General features: G+C 74.5%; 12 protein-coding genes. 4 read left to right on the plus strand and 8 right to left on the minus strand.

The genetic code is table 11. The features are described from left to right. Positions 1–32 precede the first annotated feature (32 nt). From ABZ370_RS29220 to ABZ370_RS29230, 3 genes are read left to right on the plus strand one after another with little or no spacing between them, the layout of a single operon-like run. Positions 33–3,854, plus strand: coding sequence for an adenylate/guanylate cyclase domain-containing protein (locus tag ABZ370_RS29220; protein WP_358626698.1), 3,822 nt, complete (start codon positions 33–35; stop codon positions 3,852–3,854). Further along, positions 3,851–4,672 carry a S8 family serine peptidase gene (locus ABZ370_RS29225; RefSeq protein WP_358626487.1) on the plus strand — a complete coding sequence of 274 codons (822 nt, stop codon included), beginning with the start codon at positions 3,851–3,853 and terminating at the stop codon, positions 4,670–4,672. The genes ABZ370_RS29220 and ABZ370_RS29225 overlap by 4 nt, the downstream gene beginning before the upstream one ends. Further along, entirely contained in the window at positions 4,673–5,314 is a 642-nt protein-coding gene (locus tag ABZ370_RS29230; RefSeq protein ID WP_358626489.1) for a GAF domain-containing protein, read from the plus strand. Between the two features lie 21 nt (positions 5,315–5,335). Here ABZ370_RS29230 and ABZ370_RS29235 read toward each other — a convergent pair whose 3' ends face one another. From ABZ370_RS29235 to ABZ370_RS29270, 8 genes are all read right to left on the minus strand, one after another. Then, positions 5,336–7,171: a BTAD domain-containing putative transcriptional regulator gene (locus tag ABZ370_RS29235; RefSeq protein WP_358626491.1), complete on the minus strand. Its 1,836-nt coding sequence runs from the start codon at positions 7,169–7,171 to the stop codon at positions 5,336–5,338. A gap of 132 nt (positions 7,172–7,303) precedes the next feature. Next, positions 7,304–7,504, minus strand: coding sequence for an aroma-sacti cluster domain-containing protein (locus ABZ370_RS29240; protein WP_358626493.1), 201 nt, complete (start codon positions 7,502–7,504; stop codon positions 7,304–7,306). A 110-nt stretch (positions 7,505–7,614) separates the two neighbouring features. Then, positions 7,615–8,250 carry an iron-containing redox enzyme family protein gene (locus ABZ370_RS29245; protein ID WP_358626495.1) on the minus strand — a complete coding sequence of 212 codons (636 nt, stop codon included), beginning with the start codon at positions 8,248–8,250 and terminating at the stop codon, positions 7,615–7,617. 137 nt (positions 8,251–8,387) lie between these two features. Further along, a complete protein-coding gene (locus ABZ370_RS29250) occupies positions 8,388–9,368 on the minus strand; it encodes a radical SAM protein (protein ID WP_358626497.1) in 981 nt (326 codons plus the stop codon). Continuing rightward, positions 9,365–10,543 (minus strand): radical SAM protein, encoded by a 1,179-nt coding sequence (locus ABZ370_RS29255; protein ID WP_358626499.1) that lies wholly within the window; start codon positions 10,541–10,543, stop codon positions 9,365–9,367. The genes ABZ370_RS29250 and ABZ370_RS29255 overlap by 4 nt, the downstream gene beginning before the upstream one ends. A gap of 131 nt (positions 10,544–10,674) precedes the next feature. Beyond that, a complete protein-coding gene (locus ABZ370_RS29260; protein ID WP_358626501.1) occupies positions 10,675–13,242 on the minus strand; it encodes an FtsX-like permease family protein in 2,568 nt (855 codons plus the stop codon). 2 nt (positions 13,243–13,244) lie between these two features. Further along, entirely contained in the window at positions 13,245–14,012 is a 768-nt protein-coding gene (locus ABZ370_RS29265; RefSeq protein WP_358626503.1) for an ABC transporter ATP-binding protein, read from the minus strand. 60 nt (positions 14,013–14,072) lie between these two features. After that, entirely contained in the window at positions 14,073–16,649 is a 2,577-nt protein-coding gene (locus tag ABZ370_RS29270; protein WP_358626505.1) for an FtsX-like permease family protein, read from the minus strand. A 143-nt stretch (positions 16,650–16,792) separates the two neighbouring features. Here ABZ370_RS29270 and ABZ370_RS29275 point away from each other — a divergent pair, with 143 nt between their 5' ends. Then, the gene (locus tag ABZ370_RS29275; protein ID WP_358626507.1) at positions 16,793–19,996 is read left to right on the plus strand and encodes a BTAD domain-containing putative transcriptional regulator; all 3,204 of its coding nucleotides are present in this window, start codon (positions 16,793–16,795) and stop codon (positions 19,994–19,996) included. Positions 19,997–20,037: the final 41 nt, after the last annotated feature.

A 20,037-nucleotide genomic window follows, 5' to 3' on the forward strand; every position in this document is an offset into this window, starting at 1 on the left:
TCGACCTGGCCGAAGGGGGCGCCGTGCACGACATGAGCCGCAAGACCATCACCGTCGTCTTCTGCGACATGGTCGGCTCCACGGCGCTCAGCGAGCGGCTCGACGCGGAGGCGCTGCGCCATGTGATGCTGCGCTACTACGACCTGCTGCGCTCCTGCCTGGAACGGCACGGCGGCACCGTCGAGAAGTTCATCGGGGACGCGGTCATGGCCGTCTTCGGCATCCCCGTCGTACACGAGGACGACGCGCTGCGCGCCGCCCGCGCCGCCCTGGACATGCTGGCCGCCGTCGAGGCGTCGGGGGAGGAGCTGGAGCGCGAGACCGGCGCGCGGATCGCGGTGCGCATCGGCATCCACACCGGCGAGGTGGTCACCTCCGGCGCCGCCGACGCGGGCCACGCCCTGGTCTCCGGGGAAGCGGTCAACGTCGCCGCCCGGCTCGAACAGCACGCCCCCGCCGGGCAGATCCTCATCGGCGCCGACACCCACGGGCTCATCGCCCCCGCCGCCGAGACCGTCCCCGTCGAGCCGCTGACCGTACGGGGCAAGTCCGAGCCGGTGCCCGCCTGGCGGCTGACCGGCCTGCGGGACGAGGCCCGGGCGCTCGCCGGGCCGCCGCCCGCCCCCATGGTCGACCGGGGCGACGAACTGGCCCAGCTGCGCATGGCGTTCGCCCGGGTGGTGCGCGACCGCTCGTGCCATCTGGTGACCCTGTTCGGCGACCCGGGCGTGGGCAAGAGCAGGCTGGCCCGCGCGTTCGCGGCCGAGGCGGAACGTGACGGCGCGCTGGTCGCGGGCGCCCACTGCCCGCCGTACGGCAGCGCCGGACCGCTGGCCCCGCTCGCACCGCTGCTGACGCAGGCCCTGGGCCCGGACCCGCGGGCGCGGCTGGCCGAGGTGCTCGGCGGCGGCGAGGCCGAACGCGACGCCGCCACCGCGCTGGCCCGGCTCGCCCGCACCGGCGTCTCCGGCACCTCCTTCGACGAGACCCGCTGGGCGCTGCAACTGCTGTGCACCGCGCTGGCGGGGACCCGCCCGCTGGTCGCCGTCGTGGACGACCTGCACTGGGCGCACGCCGACCTGCTGGGCGCCCTCGACCACCTCGCCGACTGGGTTCAGGGCGCCCCCGTGCTGCTGCTGTGCGTCGCCCGGCCCGATCTGCTGGAGCGGCACCCCCAGTGGGGCAGCGGCAAGCTCAACGCCACCGCGCTGGTCGTACCGCCGCTCGCCGCCGACGACTGCCGCGAGCTGGTGCTGCGGCTGTACGAGCCCGCCGCCGACGCCGCTGCTGTCGCCGACCCTGAGGTGGTGCCGCATGCGGCGGCCGTCGCCCATGAGGAGACCGTGTCGCGGCTGGTGCACCGGTCCGAGGGCAACCCGCTGTTCGTCGAGCAGATCGTGGGGATGGTCAGCGAGAGCGACGACCCCCGGTTCGTCCCCCCGTCGGTGCGGGCCGTCGTCGCCGCCCGGCTGGACCGGCTGGAGCCCGCCGAACGGGCGGTGCTGGAGTGCGCGGCCGTCACCGGCGCCGAGTTCACGGCCGCGGACCTCACGGCGCTGCTGCCCGCCGGGGCCGCTCCGGTCGAGCACGCGGTGCGCACCCTGGTACGCCGCCGCCTCCTGGAGGCCGCCGGGGCGCCCGCCCCGGCGGAGCCCGGCGCGGCCCGCTGGCGCTTCGTCAGCCAGCTGATCCGCGACGAGGTCTACAGCGGCATGTCCAAGCTGGTGCGCGCGCGGCAGCACGAGCGGTTCGCGGAAGTCCGGGCCGAACGCGCCCCCGGCGGCCCGTCCGAGGACCACCACACCATCGGCACCCACCTGGAGGAGGCGTTCCGGCTCCGGCTGGACCTCGGCCCCGCCGATGCCGCCGCCCGCAGCACCGGCGCCCGCGCCGCCGACCACCTCGCGGCGGCGGGCACCGCGGCGCTCGGCCGCGGCGACGTCCGCTGGGCCGTCGACCTGCTGCACCGCGCACTCGCCCTGACCGACGCCCTGGCCGAGCCCCGGACCGAGGCCGCCGACGAAGCCCGCTCCGATGCCTACTCCGACACCCGGCCTGATGCCCGGCCCGACGGCCAGCCCGGCACCCGGCCCGACGCACAGCCCGACACTCCGCCCGGCACTCGCGCCGGTCTCGCCGTACGGACCGCCCTGGCCGAGGCGCGGCTGGCCGCCGGGGACGCGGCCGAGGCGGTCGGCGCGCTGCGGCAGCTGCTCACCGACGCACGCGCCGCGGGCGATCGCGGCGTCGAGGCCCGGGTCCGGCTCCAGCTCGCCTACCTCGAACCGGGCGCCGAGGGCTTCGGCGCCGTCCTCGACGCGGCCCGCGACGCGGTCGCCGTCTTCACCGAAGCCGACGACGCGCTCGGCCTGGCCCGCTCCTGGCTGGCCATCGGCCAGGAGCGGCAGAGCCGCAGCCGACACGGCGAGGCCGCCCGCCAGCTGACCCGCGCGCTGCACGAATCGGTTCGCGCCGGGGCCGGTCTGGAACGCGCCGGAATCCTGGGCGCGCTCGCCGTCTCCCTGTGGCTCGGCCCGGAACCGGCGGGCGTGGCGCTGCGCCGCTGCGGGGAGTTCCTGGACGATCTGCTCGCCGGGCGCCGGATGGCGCGGGCCACGGTGTCCTGCCCCATGGCGGCGCTGCTGGCGATGCGCGGTGACCACGCCGAGGCGCGGCGGCTGCTCACCGACGCCGTACGCACCCTCAGCGACCTCGGCCACCTCTTCGCCGTACCGGCCGTCCACCTCTTCCAGGCCACCGTCGAGGAGTCGGCGGGGTGCTGGGACGACGCGATACGGCTGCTGCGCGCCGCCCGCGCGGAGCTGGAGCGGCTGGGCGACGGGCAGCTGCACGCCACCGCGACCCGCGATCTGGCCCGGGTGCTGCTTTCCCGGGGCGGCGCCGAGGACGAGGTGGCGCGGCTGGTCGACGGGCTGCTCGGCACCGACCTGGCCGCCCTGCCCGCGGCCGCCGCCGACGTCCACGGCATCCGCGCCCGGCTGGCCGCGGCGGACGGCGACGCGGCCACCGCGGCCCGGCACCTCGGCGAGGCCCTCGATGCGGCCCGCAGGACCGATTCGCCGGTGTGCCTGGCCGGTGCGGAGTTCGACCGGGCGCACGCCGCCGCCGCGCTCGGCCGCGAGCGCGAGGCGCTGGCGGCAGCTGGTGAGGCGCGCCGCCACTTCGCCGCCAAGGGCCACCTGGTCGGCACGGAACGGGCCGAGGCGTTCGCCACCACGCTCGGCGGCCCGGACACCCGCGGCGGCCCGGGCACATCCGGCGGCTCGGACCCCCACGGCGGCACCGGCGCATCCGGGGGCGCGGGCACCCGTGGTGGCGTGGGCGCATCCGGGGGCTCGGACACCCGTGACGGCGCGGACACATCCGGGGGCGCGGACACCTGCGGTGGCTCGGGCGCATCCGGCGGGTCGGACACCCGTGGTGGCGCGGGTGCATCCGGGGGCACGGGCGCCTCCGGCGGCGCGGACTTCCACGGCGGCACCTGTACGCCCGGGGGCTCGGGTACCCGTGGCGGCACGGGCGCATCTGGGGGTGCGGGTGCATCCGGCGGCGCGGGCGCATCCGGGGACTCGGGCATCTGTGGCGGCTCGGACAGCCACGGAGGCACCGGTACATCCGGCGGCGCGGGCACATCCGGGGGCGCAGACCCCCATGGCGGCGCGGACTTCCACGGCGGCGCGGGCGCATCCGGGGGCGCAGACCCCCACGGCGGCGCGGGCGCCTCCGGTGGCTCGGGCGCCTCCGGCGGCTCCGACAGCCACGGAGGCTCGGACACCCACGGTGGCACCGATGCATCCGGCGGCATCGGCGCATCCGGGGGCGTGGGCGCATGACGGCCACCGGGGCACGGCTCACCTGGAGTCTTCTCGGGCGCGACCGCGCCGAGATCGAGGTCCGTACCGACTGGGCGGGTGCGGACGGGGACGAGTGGGCCTGGGGTGATGCCGACGGGCGGGGTGTGCGGGTGTGCGTGCTGGACAGCGGGGTGGACGTCGACCACCCGGCCGTCGGCCCCGTCACGTCCTCGCACACGGTCCGCGACGCGGTCGGCGGCGGGGTGGAGGTCGTCGTGGACACCGGGGGCGACTCCTGCGGACACGGCACCGCCTGCGCGTCGATCATCCGCATGATGGCCCCGGAGTGCGAGATCCACAGCGTGCAGGTGCTGCGCTCGGGCTACCGGGGCACCGGGGACGCGCTGATCGAGGGCGTGCGCTGGGCCGTCGACCAGGGCTACGACGTCATCAACATGAGCCTGTCCACGACCCGCAAGGAGTTCGCCCAGGCCCTGCACGAGATCGCCGACCGCGCCTACTTCGGCCGCAGCCTGCTCGTCGCGTCCGCGCACAACATGCCCGTGGAGAGCTTCCCGTGGCGGTTCTCGTCGGTGATCTCGGTGGGCAGCCATGAGGAGGACCGCTCCGATCTGCTGCTCTACAACCCGGCCCCACCGGTGGAGTTCTTCGCCCGGGGCGTCCGCGTCCCCGCCGCCTGGCCCGGCGGCACCACCCGCCGCTGCACCGGCAACAGCTTCGCGACCCCGCACGTGGCCGGAATGTGCGCCCGCATCCTCGGCAAGCACCCGGACATGACGCCGTTCCAGGTCAAGCAGGCGCTCTTCCTCGCCTCGGCCAACGTCAGGAGGGCCTAGATGACCGCGTACGAGCCGGAGCCCGGGGCCGGGGCCGAACACCGGCTGCTGCTGCAGTCCGTGGTGGAGACCGCGCGGGCGATCTTCGACGCCCAGGCCAGTTCCATCTTCCTGCTGGACGAGGCGGACGGCGCCCTGGTCTTCGAGGCCGTCTCCGGCAAGGGGGAGGGCGATCTCGTCGGCCGTCGCTTCCCGGCGGGGCGCGGCGTGGCGGGTTGGGTCCTCCAGTCCCGTCAGCCCATCGAGGTCGACGACGTGGACGAGGACGAGCGCTTCGCCCGCGACCTCGCCGAGTCCACCGACTACGTCCCCCGCGCGCTGATGGCGGCGCCGCTGCTGCACGGGGACGAGGTGCTGGGCGTCCTCGAAGTCCTCGACCGCAGCCGGGAGGTACGGACCACCCTGGCGGCGATGGACCTGCTGGCGCTCTTCAGCGCCCAGGCGGCGGTGGCGCTGCGGCTGGTACGCCACGGCCGCCGGACCCGCCCCGAGGAGGACGGGCCCGGCGCGGACGGCCCCGGCGCGGACGGGCTGGCCGTGGACGGGCTGGTACGGGCCCTGGCCGCGCTGCGCGGCGAACGGCGCGAGGCCGGACGGCGGCTGGTCGGCGCGCTGGAGGAGCTGCTGAGCGGGGAGCGGTGACCAGCCGCCGGGGCCGAGGCGCTACAACCCGAGCAGCTCCACATCGGCGCGCATCTGGTCGCGGGCCAGGTCGAGTACCAGGCGGGGCAGCCGGAACCGGCAGTGGCCGTCGGGGCCGGGGTCGGGGGCGAAGCCGATCAGCTGGGCGTCCAGGAGTCTGCCCAGGACCCGCCGGGCCTCGGCGGGGCCCGCGCCGAGCCGGTGCAGCGCCTCCCGGAAAGAGAACTCCCCCTCGTGGGCGAGCAGCCGCACCGCCGACCAGTCCGCCTCCCCGGCGGCCGCGTAGCCGCGCATCAGGCGCTTGCGCAGATCGACGTCCCCGACCGCGAACTCGTCCAGCCGGTCCGGCGATTCCAGCGCGTCCGCCAGCCCCTCCATGGGCCAGCGGCGGTGCGCGGCGAGCCGCCCGCCCGCGATGCGCAGCGCGAGGGGGAGCCCCTCGCACGCGTCCACGATGCGCCGGGCGGCCGCGGGTTCGGCCGCGACCCGCTGGGCGCCGACGATGCGCCGCAGCAGGGTCAGGGAGTCGTCCGGGGGCAGTGGGTCCAGCTCCACGACCCGGGCGCCGTCGAGCCCGGCGAGCGGGGTGCAGCTGGTGACGACGGTGGTGAAGACGGGCGAGTTGGGCAGCAGCGGCCGGACCTGGGAGGCGCTGGTGGCGTTGTCGAGCACGACCAGGGCCGGTTCGGCGTCGTCGGCGTGGGCGCGGTACCGCCACACGAGTTCGCTCAGTTCGCACAGGGGAGGGGCGGCGTGGTCGAGTTCCTGGAGGAGTTCGGCCAGGGCCTGGGAGGCGTCCTTGGGGCGGCCCTGCGGGTCCATCAGGTCCACGTGGTACCGCCCGCCGGGAAACGCGCCTTCGGCGGCGTGCGCGGCGGCCACCGCGAGCGAGGACTTGCCCACCCCCGGACGGCCGGTGATCACGGTGATCTGCCAGGGGGCGGGCGCCTGAGCCGTATGGGCGGCGACGTCCGGGAAGAGGTCGGCCAGTTCGCGCCGCCGTCCGGTGAAGTCCGCGAGACCGGGCGGCAGCTGGACGGCGGCGGTGTCCCGGCCGCCGGGGGCGGTCGCTTGCGGGGGCGTCGCGTACAGCGTGTCGCGCGGCGCGGGGGTGGGGGAGGTGCCCGTGAGGATGTCCTGCTGGAGACGGCGCAGGACGGTGCCCGGCTCCAGCCCGAGTTCGAGGGAGAAGAGCCGGCGCGCGTCGTCGAAGGCGATGAGCGCGTCGCTCTGCCGTCCGACCCCGTGCAGGGCCTGCATGTACTGGGCGCGCAGCTGCTCCCGGTACGGATGGGCCAGGATCAGCGGCTCGACCTCTTCCAGGACCTCGTGGTAGAGCCCGAGGCCGAGCCGCGCCGTGAACAGCACCTCCAGCGCGGACAGCCGCCGCTCCTCCAGCCGGGCGGCCTCGTCCTCCAGCAGGGCGGGGCCTTCGAGACCGGTGAAGGGACGGCCCCGCCACAGCGTCATGGCGTCGCCCGTGAGCCGGTCGACGCGGGCCGGATCGCCCGCGGTGGCCGCGCGGCGCGCGAGGTCGACGGTGTGCTCGAACCGGACCGTGTCGATCTTCTCGGGGTCGATGGCCAGCCGGTAGCCCGGGCGCTGGTGGACGACCCGGGCGGTCTCGTCGGCCGCCGCGAGCGTACGGCGCAGATGGTGGACGTACACCTGGATGTTCTTCGCCGCGCTCTTCGGCGGGTCTTCGTTCCACAGGGCCTCGACCAGGTGGTCCACGGAGACGACCTGGTCGGGCCGGCACAGGAGTGCGGCGAGCAGGAGCTGCTGTTTGTACGGACCCAGTGGTACGTATCCCGTCGCTGTCGTGGCGTTGAGCGGGCCTAGCACACTGAACTGCATATCCCCGCGTTTCCTTCCCCGTCTTTTTTGGTGCCCGTTGGCGTTTTGGTGCTCAATGAACAATGAAACGCAATGGCCGCAGGGCCCAGGCGGTACACCGCCTGGGCCCTTATCCTCACGGTGTCCGGTCGACTACCAGACGAAGGCGCCGCTCAGCGGGGCGTCCACGCCGTGCGGGACGACGTCCTCGGCGGAGTCCAGACGCTGCTTGATGGAGTTGAGCAGGGTCACTTCCTCCTGGCTGAGGGAGGCGACGGCCTCCAGCTGCTGCGGGTTGGCGCCCTTGAAGTTGTGCCCCGCGGCGGCCAGTTCCTTGAGCGCGTCGAACGACATGGTGAATCTCCTTCGTAGGGTGTGTGGTGCGGGAAACTCTTGGTCTGCGCCGTTGCCTCTTCGTGCGGGCGGCGATCTGCCGCGCCTGTCCCCCATGTCCCTCCTCGGACCTAGGCGTTGGCGGTGGTCATCGATAACGGCTTGGCATCGAGCACCGTCGTGAGCGCGTTATTGGCGGCGTCGATGGAATGGAGTGCGCTGAGCCCGATCGCCGTGACCAGTTCCGGCGTGAGCGGCGCCTCGTCGAGGGTGCGCATCAGCTCGTCACGGTGCTTGATGTCGAGCGCGGCATGGCGCTCCAGCGTGCGGAAACCGGTCCGCGGGAACCCGGTGCGGCGCATCAGCTCGGGCACCAGCTCCGTGGACGGAGGATTTCCCTCCAGGACCGCGATATGGCCGAGCAGACAGGCCGGGTGGTAATGGTGTATCCAGTAGTACTGGGCGCCGACGAGATTGGCGACGGAAGCGGTCGGAAGGCGGCGCAGCGGCTCATCGGCGTCGTATCCGATCGCCGCGAGATCCTGCCGGAGCCATTCGTCGTGGCCCTGCTCCTCGCGGATATGCCGGGTGAAGTACGGTATGAGTTCGGCCGCGACCGGATCGTCGCCGGCCAGCTCCTCGCAGCGGGCCAGCGCGTTTTCCATCAAGGGCACCGTCGAGCGGATGGAACTGTGCAGCATGCAGAGGTATTCGGGATACAGCTCGTTCAGCCGCGGGGAATTCCACAGCCTGCGGGTCGTCGCCATGAGCTGAGGGAGCAGAAGGCCGGTTTTGGCGCGCAGGGCCTGGCTGTGCCGTGTCATATCAGAACGCCTTTTCCGTGATGTTCCCGTGGAAGAACCGTGAACCGTGGACCCGGGGACCCGTTGGACGAACCCGTGGATCAGGAATTCAGGGTGGCGATCGCCGCCAGCATCCGGTCGCTTTCTCCGGCGGACCTGCGCTTCGTCATCGTCCAGCACAGTCCGCAGATCGACGAGAACTGCCGGTCGGCCAGGTCGCCGAAGCCCGGGAGGGCGGTGAGCGGGCCCGGTCCGACGGAGCCCAGCGCGGTGAAGAAGGGGTCGTCGGTGAAGCCGGTCACCGCGTCCGCCACTTCGGCGCCGTCCGCGCAGTCCCGGCGGAGCGCCGCCGGGCCCGCGCCCATGATCACGGACTCGTTGCAGCAGGCCGTGACCCGGCCGTCGTAGCGCACCACCGCGGCGTCCACGACGTCACAGGGCCCGAAGGAGCGCCCGGCGTGCCGCACCGGCTGGGCGTAGAGCCCGGCGCCCCTGCCGTGCGGAAGCCCATGGGTGGGGACCAGTTCGGCGTGGTCGGCCCAGTCCGGGCCGAGCGCCGCGGCCAGCGATTCCCGGGTGCGGTCCAGGGTGTCGCCCTCGTCGATGGCCTGGACCACGATGGGCAGACCGTGCCGGGCGATGACCCGCGCCGCGTTCCGGAACCGCTCGGGCCCCTGGCTCGCGACATGGTGGGCGTCGGTGCTGAGGTAGACGGCCGCCGACTGCTCCAGGACCCGGTGAACCCACTGCGGCGCGTGGTCGCTGCGGGCCCAGAAGCCGCTGGTGTAGAGCACCACATGCTTGCCCGCGGCGGCCAGCCGGGTGACCGCGAGGGTCAGGGCGCGCCGCTCGACGAACGGTTCGCCGCCGGAGACGCCCACCATCCGTAACTCCGGCAGCGCGGCGAGCCGGTCGACGATGGAGGCGAAGAGCGCGTGGTCGGTGATGCGCGGGCTGTCCGGGCGGGAGTCGACCGAGCAGTGGGCGCAGCCCACCGGGCAGCGGTCGGTGATGAACAGCAGCACCGAGGCGCCCCGGGTGCGCCGGATGCTCAGCACGTCCCGGTGACCGAGCCGGTTCATGCCAGGCTCCCCGCGGGTGTTCTGCGCGACGGGTCGTGGCCGAGGGAGACCAGGTCGGCGTATTTGGCGATGCCGTACTGCCGGGCGAAGGCCAGCGGTCCGGCCTCCACCAGCAGCGATTCGGTCTGCTGCTCGATCAGCCGGGTGGCCGGCCGGTCGGCCAGCTCCCGGACGGCCCGGGGTACGGCGGTGTTCTTGGACAGCACCCAGCAGGTCTCGCAGTACCCGGCGCTGCCGCAGCCGTCGCCGACGCTGCCGCCATTGCCGCCGCTGCTGTTGTCGGCACTGCTGTTGTCGGCGCCGCTGTTGCCGGGGTTGCCGCCGGTACGGCCGTGGCGGTCCATCAGATATTCGGGTCCGGCGGCGCGGATCGCCCGCACCATCGGGTTCTCCAGCGCGCGTTCCTTGATGGTGGGCCAGTCGTCGCGGGCGATGTGGCCCAGGTAGAGGTGGGGCGGCAGCGGCACCTTGCCGTCCATCACGTCCTGGTTGCCGCACGCCGTCACCTGCCCGTTGAAGCCGATCACCGGCCAGGCGGAGACCGCGCAGGGCGAGGGGTCGACGGTGGACTTGGGCAGGGGCATCCGCTTCAGCAGCCAGGAGTCCGCGCGCCCGTGCGGGCTGATCGGCGCCACCAGCATCGGCACCCGGTCGTCGAACTCCCGCCGCACCTCGGCGGTGATGTCTGCGAGATACGGATCGTCCGGGCCGAGGCCGGTCAGCTGGAGGCTGACGTCCTTGCCCTCGTCCAGCAGCTCCCGCAGGATGCGGAAGACCGAGGCCCGGGGCACCTCCTCCTCGTGGAAGCGGTCGAGGCTGGCCGAGAAGTGGTCGACCGCGTCGATGGCCCGCTTGAGCGGCCGTGGAATGCGGCCGCGGTCCGCGAAGTAGAGGCCGGACAGGACGTGGGAGCGGGACCCGGCGGCACGTGCCAGTTCGGCGATCTCCCGTACCAGGCGCGGCCGCAGCAGGGCCTCGCCGCCGGACATGAGCACGAACTCCGGCCGGTTTTCCGGTGTGAAGGATTCCGCGAATTTCCGGAACATCTGCTCCGGATATTCCTCACTGTCCAGCATGGAGCTGGTGGAGCAGTGCTTGCAGTGCAGCGGACACCTTCGGGTGATACCGAAAAATACGGCAGAGGCCGGCACCGGCCGGTAACGCAAGATCTCCATGAGGTGCACCAGGAATCCCCCTCCTGTGACGGCTCATTGGTGTGTTGCGCTTTCTATGGTGCGGCCCCGGCCTTGAATCGAACTTTGGGGCCGGTTGCGAACTGGTTTTCTAGTCCGTTCGGAAAAAGGCGTCAGGCCGCCGGAAGCGCGCCGTCCGCCCGATTGCGCAGGGCGAGCGCCGCCGGAAGTGCCGTGGACACCAGGGCCAGTGCGGCGACTCCCACGAGCACCAGGGCGTAGCCCCCGGGAGGAATGCTGAATTCCATCGACCCGGTGAGCGCCCCGTTGGCCCCCGCGAGGCCCGCGCAGGCGATGGCCGTGCCGACCGCGGCGCCGATCAGGACCGCGATGAAGGTCTCCAGATAGAGCATGCGGCTGATTTGTCCCCGGCTCGCGCCCAGCAGCCGCAGCAGCGCGAACTCCCGCGCCCGCTCGGCCGTGCCCATGAGAAGTCCGTTGACGACCGATACGGCCGTGAACATCACCAGTACGGACAGTACGAGATAGGTGCCGGTGGTGTTCTGTGCGAGGGCGGTGCGGGTGGCGGAGGCGTATTCCCCGACATCCGTCACTTTTGCCGTCGGATGGTCGCGTACCAGTGCGTCGGCCGCTTCCCGCAGCCGCTTCTCCTCACCCGATTTCGCCCGCACCAGCACCGAGTCGTCCAGTTTCTGGTGCATATGGGAGGCGAGATAGTGCTCGGAGAGCAGAATGTCCCCCAGTCCCAGCGGCCGGTCGAATACCGCGCCGACGGTCAGCGACACCTTCGTACCGTCACCGAGCCAGCCGCGCAGCCGGTCGCCCACCTTCAGCGAACGCTCCTTGGCGTGGGTGCGGCTGACCGCCACCGTGCCGTCCTTCTCCAGGCTGCTCAGCGACCCCTCCCGCAGCCCCAGGTCGAGCACCTTGGCCGCGGCGGCAGGGTCCAGCGCCTGCGCCCCCAGCACGTCCGGGGTGCCCAGGACGTAGGAGACGAACGTGGTCGAACGGGTCGCGGCCACCGCCTCCGCGCCCGGCAGTCGGCGCGCGTCGGCCACCACATCGGGCGGCAGCCCCGGCGCGTCCCGGGGGAGCAGCACCACATCGGCGCGGGTGCGGCGGTCGGTCTGCTCAGCGGTGATCCGGTTGAGCGAGCCGGTGACCAGCAGCACGGTGCACGCCATCGTCGTGGTGAGCATCAGCGCCGACGCCACCGAGGCCACCCGGCGCACCGAGGTACGGGAGTTGGCGTGCGCCAGCCGTCCGGTGGCGCCGATCCAGGACACCAGGGCGCCCAGCGGCGGCTCCAGCACCCGGGTGAGCAGCGGCCCCAGCAGCACCGCGGCGCCCATCAGCAGCAGCACGACCAGGTACTGGAAGGCCACCCCGACCTCGCCGCCGATGTGCTGGGTGGCGAGGAACAGCGCGATCCCGCCGCCGAGCGCCACCAGGGCCAGCAGCAGCCGGGTGACCGGCATGATCCGGCGCGGCGCGGCCGCCTCCTGGAGCGCGTCGGCGGCCCGGATGCGGGCGACCCGCCCGGCCGCGAACACCCCGGCGAGCAGAGCGAGCAGCAGCGTCGCGGCCGCCGCGATCAGGAACGGCAGCGGGCCCACCACCAGCTCGTACGCGGACGGCACCGAGCCGCGGTCCCGCAGGGTGCCCAGGACCACCTTGGCCAGCGGCACCGCGAGCGCGAACCCGGGCACCAGCCCGATGATCGCGGCCAGCACCGTCTCCCAGGTGACGATGCGCCGGACCTGCCAGGGCGTCGCCCCGACCGCCCGCAGCAGCGCGATCTCATGGGTGCGCTGGAGGACGCCGAGGGCGATGGTGCCGCCGAGCACGAAGACGGCGAGGAAGCCGCCGAATCCGGCCATCGGCCCGAACAGCAGCGTCGCGTCGGCCAGTTGCCGGGTGGTGTCCGGAGCCCCGGCCTCCGCGCGTGCGTCCCCGGTGAGTACGTCGGTGCCCGGTTCGTTCAGCGCCTTCTTCAGCTTCCCGGCCAGCTCGTCCGCGTCCACACCCCGTGCGGGGAAGACGCCGACGGCCGCGGCCTCGCCGCCGGACCGGGACAGCCGTTCGGCGGTGGCCGTGGAGAAGAACAGCGCCGACTGGTCGGGCAGTCCGTCCCGGCCGCTCGGCGCGGCGATCCCGGAGACCCGGAACCGCTGGGTGCCGGAGTCCGTGACCACCGTGACGGTGCCGCCCGCCTTCAGCCGGGCGCGGGCCGCGACCGAGGCGTCCACCGCGACCTCGTCGTCCGCACCCGGCGCCTGCCCCGAGCGCAAGCCGAACGGGGTCAGCGCGGCGGCCTCCCAGGCGTGGCCCTGGGCGGGCCCGTCCTCCGGTCCGGCCAGCGGCGCTCCGTCCGGGCCGACGGCCTGGGCGTAGAAGGGGGTGTCGGCGACCACCCGGCCCACGCCGCCGACCGCCCGCACCGCCTCGACGGCCCGCTCGCTCATCCGCGGCGGCTGGTCCAGGGGGTAGTGCTCATGGTCGACGTTCTGCCCGGACCCGGTCCGTACGACCAGGTCGGGGTCCATGCGGACGACGGCCGCCGTGGCGCCGTAGCGGTCCGTCTCCGGGACGGCCCGCAGCCCCGACTCGATCAGCACCCCGCACGCGGCGAGCAGCATCGCGGCCAGGGCCGAGGCGCACAGCGCGCCGATGAATCCGTACCGGTGGTGCCGGATTCCGCCGAGAGCGAGGCGCAGCACCGTCAGGCCCCCATCCGGGCCATGCGGTCGGCGACCCGCTGCGGCGTCGGGTTCTCCATCGCGTCGACCAGGGTGCCGTCGGCGAGGAACAGCACCCGGTCCGCGTACGCGGCGGCGCCCGGATCGTGGGTGACCATGATCAGGGTCTGGCCGGTGCCGTCCACCACGTCGCGCAGCAGCCGCAGCACGTCCTGGCCGGACGACAGGTCCAGGGCCCCGGTCGGCTCGTCGGCGAAGACCACCTCGGGCCGGGTGACCAGGGCGCGGGCGACGGCCACCCGCTGCTGCTGGCCGCCGGACAGCTCGGCGGGCCGGTGGCCGAGGCGCTCGGTGAGCCCGGTGCGGTGCACCACGTCCCGCATCCAGTCGCGGTCCGGCCGCTTCCCGGCGAGCCGGAACGGCAGCAGGATGTTGTCCTTCGCGGTCAGCGACGGCACCAGGTTGAACGACTGGAAGACAAAACCGATCCGCTCCCGCCGCAGCAGCGTCAGCTTGTGCTCGCGCAGCCTGCTGATCTCGGTGTCGCCCAGGAACACCCCGCCGGAGGTGGGGCGGTCGAGACCGGCGGCGCACCGCAGGAAGGTGGACTTGCCCGACCCGGACGGCCCCATGATGGAGGTGAACGACCCGGGCGGCAGTGTTACGGTGACGCCGCGCAGCGCGTGGACCGTGCCGTCCCCCCGGCCGTAGCGCCTGGTCACGTCCTCCAGCCGCATGGCGGGGACCGTGCCCCGCGGGGTCATGCGCGCCGTCTGATCCGGCAGCGTCATCAGATGCCTTCCTCTCCATGATGGTTCATCGCGTCCTCCGTTGGCTCAGCGCGTGGTGGCTCAGCGCATGGCCCGCTCGCGCAGCATCCGCCAGGCCGGGACCAGGGCCGAGAAGAGCGCGAGGGCCACCGCGCCCGCGGCCGCGGCGAGGAGGAATCCGGGCGGGCCGTCGATGTGGACGCCGCCGGTCAGTGCCAGGCTGGTGGCGGACAGCACGATCGCGGCGACCGCCGCGCCGAGCACCACTCCGCAGCCCGCGACGACCAGGCTCTCCCAGGCCACCAGCGCCAGGACGTTGCGCCGGGTCGCCCCGATCAGCCGGAGCATCGCGAACTCCCCGGTCCGCACGAGCGTCGCCATGATGACCGTGTTGGCCAGCGCGAGCGCCGTGAAGGCGGCGATGAGCGCGCTGAAGAGATAGACCGGCCAGGTCTCCTCCACCGCGCCCGCCGCCCCGGCCTCCTTGACCTGGGCGCGGTCGGCGGCCCGGGCCGAGGGCCAGGCTTTCGTCAGCCGCGCCAGGTCCCGGTCCAGGGAGGGCCGGTGGTCCGGACGGGTGATCAGGTAGACGGCGTCCAGCAGCGGATCGGGGGTGTGCGGGCGCAGCACGGCGGCGGGCACGACGAGGTCGGCGAAGCCGAGGGAGCGGTCGAAGCGGGCGCCGATCGTCAGCTCCCGCCGGGTGCCGTCGGGCAGCCGCAGCCGGATGCGCTCGCCGGTCTTCCAGCCGAACTCCTTGGCCTGCTCCTCGCTGACCGCGACCGCCCGCCCGGCGGTCAGCCCGCGCAGATCCCCGTCCTTGAGGTGGATGTCCAGGGCGCGGGTCACGTCGGCGTCGGCGCCCAGCGCCCGCGCGGTGACGCTCTCCGCCTCGTCGGTGTGCACGGACGTACGCACCCACGCGGTGCTGGTCGAGGAGACCGCGGTGACGCCCGGCAGCCGCGCCGCCTCCTCGGCGACCTCCGGCGGCAGCCCCTCCGCGTCGTGCGGCAGCAGCACATGGCTCGCCGTCAGCCGCTGCCCCGCCCAGTCGGCCGCCACGCTCTGCTGGGTGGTCTGCATGAACAGGGCCGATACGGCGAAGCCGACCATCAGCACGATCGGCACCGCGGCGGCGGCGACCTGGCGCGGCGCGGCCGTGCTGTTGGCCAGCGCCAGCTGCCCGGTGCGCCGCGAGAAGGTCCGTAGGAGCGCTCCCACGAGCGGCGTGAGGGGGCGGACCAGCGCGGGGCCGAGCGCGGCCGCCGCGATCAGCAGCGTCAGCACGCCGCCGAACGCCAGCCCCGCCCCCGACACCCCGCCCATGGAGATGCCGACCGCCAGGAACAGCCCGGTGAAGATAAGGAAGGCCAGCCCGGTCAGCAGCCGCGACCGGGGCATCCGCCGCTCCGGCGCCGCCGCCTCGCGCAGCGCCTCGGCCGGGCGCACCCGGGAGGCGCGGCGGGCGGCCGACCAGACGGCGAGCCGGGTGATGACGAGCCCGGCGACGGCGGCCCCGGCCAGCGGCCAGGGCCCGACCTCGACCGTCAGCTCCTCCGGCGCGATCCCGAGCGAGACGAGCGCGTCGGCCAGCGGACCGGCCAGCGCGGCGCCCGCCGGAATGGCGATCACCCCGCCGAGGATCGCGACCAGCAGCGTCTCCCAGCCCAGCATGCGCTTGATCTGACGGGGCGTGGCGCCGATCACCCGCAGCAGCGCGATCTCCTGGTAGCGCTGGAGGATCGCGAAGGCGAAGCCACCGGCCATCACGAACAGGGCGACGAACACGGCCAGCGAACCCATGGACACCACGAAGACCAGGGTGTCGATGAAGAGCACATCACTGGAGGAGACCTCGGTCTCGCCGGTGTCGGTCAGCACCGTCACCGACGGGCCCGCCCCCAGCGCCGCGCGCACCCGGTCCGCCACCGCCCCCGGGTCGGCGCCCGCGGCGGTGGTCACCGCGATCGCGTGCACCCGGTCACCGGCCGGGGCGAGCCGGGCGGCGGTGTCCGGCGCGAAGAACAGCGCCGACTGGTCCTTCGTCAGCCCGTCGCGCGGTCCGGCGACGACACCGCTCAGCCGGTACGTATCGCGGCCCTGGGCCCCGGTCAGCACGGTGACCGGGCCGCCGACTCTCAAGCCCCCGCGGCGCGCCGTGGCCGCGTCCACCACCACCTCGTCGTCCGCGCCCGGGGCCCGGCCCGCGCGCAGGGTGTACGGGGTGACGCGCGCGCTCGCCCAGGAGTGGCCGTAGGACCGGGTGCCCAGCTCCGGGGTGACGGGGCTGCCGCCCGAGCCCACCGCCTGCGCGTAGAAGGCCAGGTCGGGGACGGCCGAACGCACGCCCTCGACCCCGCGCACCCGCTCCACCAGCCGGGCCGGCACCTGCGGGCGCGGCACCAGCGGCGCCTCCACATCGCCGAACCCGGGTCGGTGCTCCTTCCCGTCCAGGCCCACGTCGGAGTTGCCCGCGACCACCAGGGACGCCCCGTGGAAGCGGTTCGGCTCGCCGTGGCCGCGCAGCGCGGACTCCAGCAGGACACCGGCGGAAGTGAGCAGCATCAGGGCCAGCGTCACCGCCGCGAGTGATCCCGCGAACAGGGAGCGCCGGGCGCGAAGCGTACTGAAGGCGAGCCGCAGCACGGCGCTCCTCATGTCGTGGTTCGTGTGACCTTGGCAGGATGCGCCGGTGGTCTGTCCGAATTCTGTCCGCCGTCTGTCCGGCTGCGCCGTTCGTGTCGGCTGGTCCGGGCCGGTTCACGGGACAGCCGTACCCGTCCCATGGTCCGATATCACCCATGGAGTTCGAATTACTCGGCGACCCGATGGTTCGTAACGGCTCCGGCATGGCCCTCGCCATCGCCGGGGCCCGGCCGCGCGCCCTGCTTGCCCTGTTGCTGCTGCACGCCCCCTCGGCGGTCAGCACCGGCCGGATCTTGGACGAGCTGTGGACGGGGGCACGGGCCAAGGACCCGATGGCGGCCCTCCACACGGCGGTGGCCAAGCTCCGCCGCGCCCTCCAGCCGCACGCTCCCGGGCTGGTGGTCACGGGCCCCGCGGGCTACCGGCTGGACCTGACCGGCCATACGGTCGACGTGCGGCTGCTGGACGGGGAGCTGTCCCGGGCCCGCGCCACCGAGGACCCCGGCCGCCGGGCGGCCCTGCTGCGCGCCGCGCTCGACCGGTGGTCCGGGACACCGCTCGCCGGACTGCCCGCGCTGCCGTTCGTCCAGGCCGAGCGGGCTCGGCTGGAGGCGCTGCGGCTGACCGTCCTCGAAGAGCGCGCCGATGCCGAACTGACCGCGTACGCCGCGATGGGCGGACCCGGCGGGGGAGCGGCCGGTGGTGCGGTCGGGGGTGCCGTCGGTGGTGTGGTCGGAGGTGCCGCCGGGGGAGCAGATCCGGCCGATCTGGTCGAGGCGCTGCGGGCCGCGTCCCGGGCCGACCCGGACCGGGAGCGGCTGCACGCCCTGCTGATCCGGACCCTCCAGGCGTGCGGTCGGCAGGCCGAGGCGCTCGGGGTGTACCGGGCGGCGCGCGCCGATCTGCGCGAGCGGCTGGGCATCGAGCCCGGCCCCGAGATGCGCGCCGCGCAGCAGGCCGTCCTGCGCGGCTTCTCCACGACCGGACCCGGGCCCGGTACCGCGACTGGCCCCGGGACGGTACGGCCGCGCCGCGGCGCCGCGGCCGATCCCGCCGCCCACCCCAGCCTCCCGCCCGGCTCCGGCTTCGTCGGGCGCGGCCCCGAACTCGCCGCGATCGCCGCCCGGCTGGCCGACGCCCGGCTGGTCACCGTGACCGGCACCGCGGGCATCGGCAAGACCCGGCTGTCCCTGGCCGCCGCCGCCCGCGAACAGGACGCCGGTGCCACCGTCTGGCGGGTGGACCTGGTGCCCTGCTCACCCGACGACGTACCCGGCGCGGTGGCCGCCGCCCTGGGCATCGCGCCCGGCCCCGCCGAAACGCTCGCCGACCGGACGCGGCTCGCCGTCGACCGCGCGTCCAGATGTCTGCTGCTCCTCGACAACTGCGAGCACCTCACCGAGGCCGTCGCGGACCTCACGGCCCGGCTGCTGGACGACTGCCCCCGGCTGCGGGTGCTGGCCACCAGCCGGGAAGGGCTCGGCGTGGCCGGGGAATCCCGCCTCGCCCTGCGGCCGCTGACCGGCCAGGACGCCATCCGGCTCTTCCTCGACCGGCTCGCCAGGGTCTCCCCGCCCGCCGCCCGCGCCGCCTCCTGGGACGAGGTCCGCGACCTGTGCGAGGCCGTCGACCGGCTTCCGCTCGGCATCGAACTCGTCGCCCCCAAGGCCGCGTCCACCCCGCTGCCCGTCATCGTCCGCCAGCTCGGCACCCGCCGCGGGCTGCTGGAGGTGCCGCTGCGCTCGGCCGACGCCCGCCACGGCACCCTGCGCGCCGCCCTCGACTGGAGCTACCGCCTCATCACCGACGAGGAGCGGGAGGTGTGGCGGGCGGTGTCGGTGTTCGCCGCGCCCTTCACCGTCGACGCCGCCGAGGCCGTCGCCGGACCCGGCGCGGGCGACACGCTCGCCCTGCTCGCCGAGAAGTCGCTGCTGGTCTACGACCCCGGCCCCGGCAGCCCCCGCTACCGCGTCCTGGTCTCCCTGCGCCAGTACGCCCGGCAGGCGCTCGCCGAATGCGGCGAGGAGACCGGGACGCTGCGCCGCCACGCCGACTGGGTCGCCGCCCTCGCGCGGCGCACCGACGCCGCGCTGCGCACCGGCAGCGGCCCGGCCGCCTTCGCCGAGATGACCACCGCGACCCCCGAGGTGGCCGGTTGCCTGGACTGGCTGCAGGACAGCGCCGACCCCGCCGACCGGCTGCTCGGCTCCCGCATCGCCACCCACCTCTCCCTCTACTGGATGGCCGCGGGCCGGCGCCACGAAGGCCACCGGCGGCTGCTGCGGGCCCTGGAATCCACTCCACCCACCGCCGACTGGTACGCCGAGACCCTGGCCTGGTGCGGCTGGCTGGGCGTCAACATCCGCCGCGCCGGGGACGACGACGAACTGCTGCGCCAGGCCCTCCCCGCCGCCGAGAAGCGCGGCGACCCCGCCGTGGTGACCCTGGTCGGAGCGCTCGCCCTCACCGCCCACGTCCGCCAGGAGCGGCTCGCCGAGGCGCGCGAGGCCGCCCGGCGCACCGCCGCCGCCCTCGACGAGCACGGCCACCGCTGGGAGACCGGGGTGTGGCAGCTGTTCCACAGCGAACTCCTGGTCGCCGAGGACGAACGGCGCGCCGCCCTCACCTCCGCCATGACCGCCCGGGAGCTGCTCGCCACCCTCGACCCGCACTCCGCCGCCACCGCGCAGATCATGACCGGCATGGCGTACGAGCGGCTGGGCGAGCGCGCCCTGTCGGTACGCGCCTTCCGCGCCGCCCACGACGAACTGCGGCTCATCGGCGCCGTGCACGAGGCCGCCTACGTCAAGGCGGTGCTCGCCTGCGCGGCCGCCGGTGACGGCGACTGGGACGACGCCACCTCCTTCGCCGACGCCCTGGAGACCTACGCCCGCGAGAGCGCCGAGGGCTATCTGCTGGCCAAGGTGGAGACCGTACGGGCGCTGGCCGCCCGCGCCCGCGGCGACCTCGACCAGGCCGAGCGGCTGCATCTGCGCGCCTCCGAGCGCTACCGGCACGGCAACCGCCCCGAATGCGCGGCCCACGACCTCACCATGCTCGGTGTCGTCGCGGCCGAGCGCGGCGAATCGGTGCTCGCCCAGGTCCGCTGGGAGCACGCGCTGCGCACCGCGCGGCTCTCCGGCCGCCGCTACGCCGAGGCCCTGCCGCTGCGCGGCCTGATCGGCCTGCGCGAGGCCCAGGGCGACGAGACGGCCGCCGCCGAGCTGCGCGACCGGCTGGAGCGCACGGTCCGCGAGGCCTCGCCGTCGCGCACCACCGAGTGCCCGTTCCATCTCGCGATCTCCTCCCTCGCGCCGATTCCCTGGGACGCGACCGCCCGCGCCCTGCCCGGCGGTTGAGAGTCCCCGCGCCGCCTCGCCGCCCGGCCGCGGGGCCCGCC

This window comes from Streptomyces sp. NPDC005962 (genome assembly GCF_040629205.1).
Taxonomy (GTDB): Bacteria; Actinomycetota; Actinomycetes; order Streptomycetales; family Streptomycetaceae; genus Streptomyces.

Excerpts from the sequence above, each read along its gene's own strand:
- ABZ370_RS29220 (WP_358626698.1), top strand. The coding sequence starts at position 33 with ATGAGCCGCAAGACCATCACCGTCGTCTTCTGCGACATGGTCGGCTCC.
- ABZ370_RS29225 (WP_358626487.1), top strand. The coding sequence starts at position 3,851 with ATGACGGCCACCGGGGCACGGCTCACCTGGAGTCTTCTCGGGCGCGAC.
- ABZ370_RS29230 (WP_358626489.1), top strand. The coding sequence starts at position 4,673 with ATGACCGCGTACGAGCCGGAGCCCGGGGCCGGGGCCGAACACCGGCTG.
- ABZ370_RS29235 (WP_358626491.1), bottom strand. The coding sequence starts at position 7,171 with ATGCAGTTCAGTGTGCTAGGCCCGCTCAACGCCACGACAGCGACGGGA.
- ABZ370_RS29240 (WP_358626493.1), bottom strand. The coding sequence starts at position 7,504 with ATGTCGTTCGACGCGCTCAAGGAACTGGCCGCCGCGGGGCACAACTTC.
- ABZ370_RS29245 (WP_358626495.1), bottom strand. The coding sequence starts at position 8,250 with ATGGCGACGACCCGCAGGCTGTGGAATTCCCCGCGGCTGAACGAGCTG.
- ABZ370_RS29250 (WP_358626497.1), bottom strand. The coding sequence starts at position 9,368 with ATGAACCGGCTCGGTCACCGGGACGTGCTGAGCATCCGGCGCACCCGG.
- ABZ370_RS29255 (WP_358626499.1), bottom strand. The coding sequence starts at position 10,543 with ATGGAGATCTTGCGTTACCGGCCGGTGCCGGCCTCTGCCGTATTTTTC.
- ABZ370_RS29265 (WP_358626503.1), bottom strand. The coding sequence starts at position 14,012 with ATGACGCTGCCGGATCAGACGGCGCGCATGACCCCGCGGGGCACGGTC.
- ABZ370_RS29270 (WP_358626505.1), bottom strand. The coding sequence starts at position 16,649 with ATGAGGAGCGCCGTGCTGCGGCTCGCCTTCAGTACGCTTCGCGCCCGG.
- ABZ370_RS29275 (WP_358626507.1), top strand. The coding sequence starts at position 16,793 with ATGGAGTTCGAATTACTCGGCGACCCGATGGTTCGTAACGGCTCCGGC.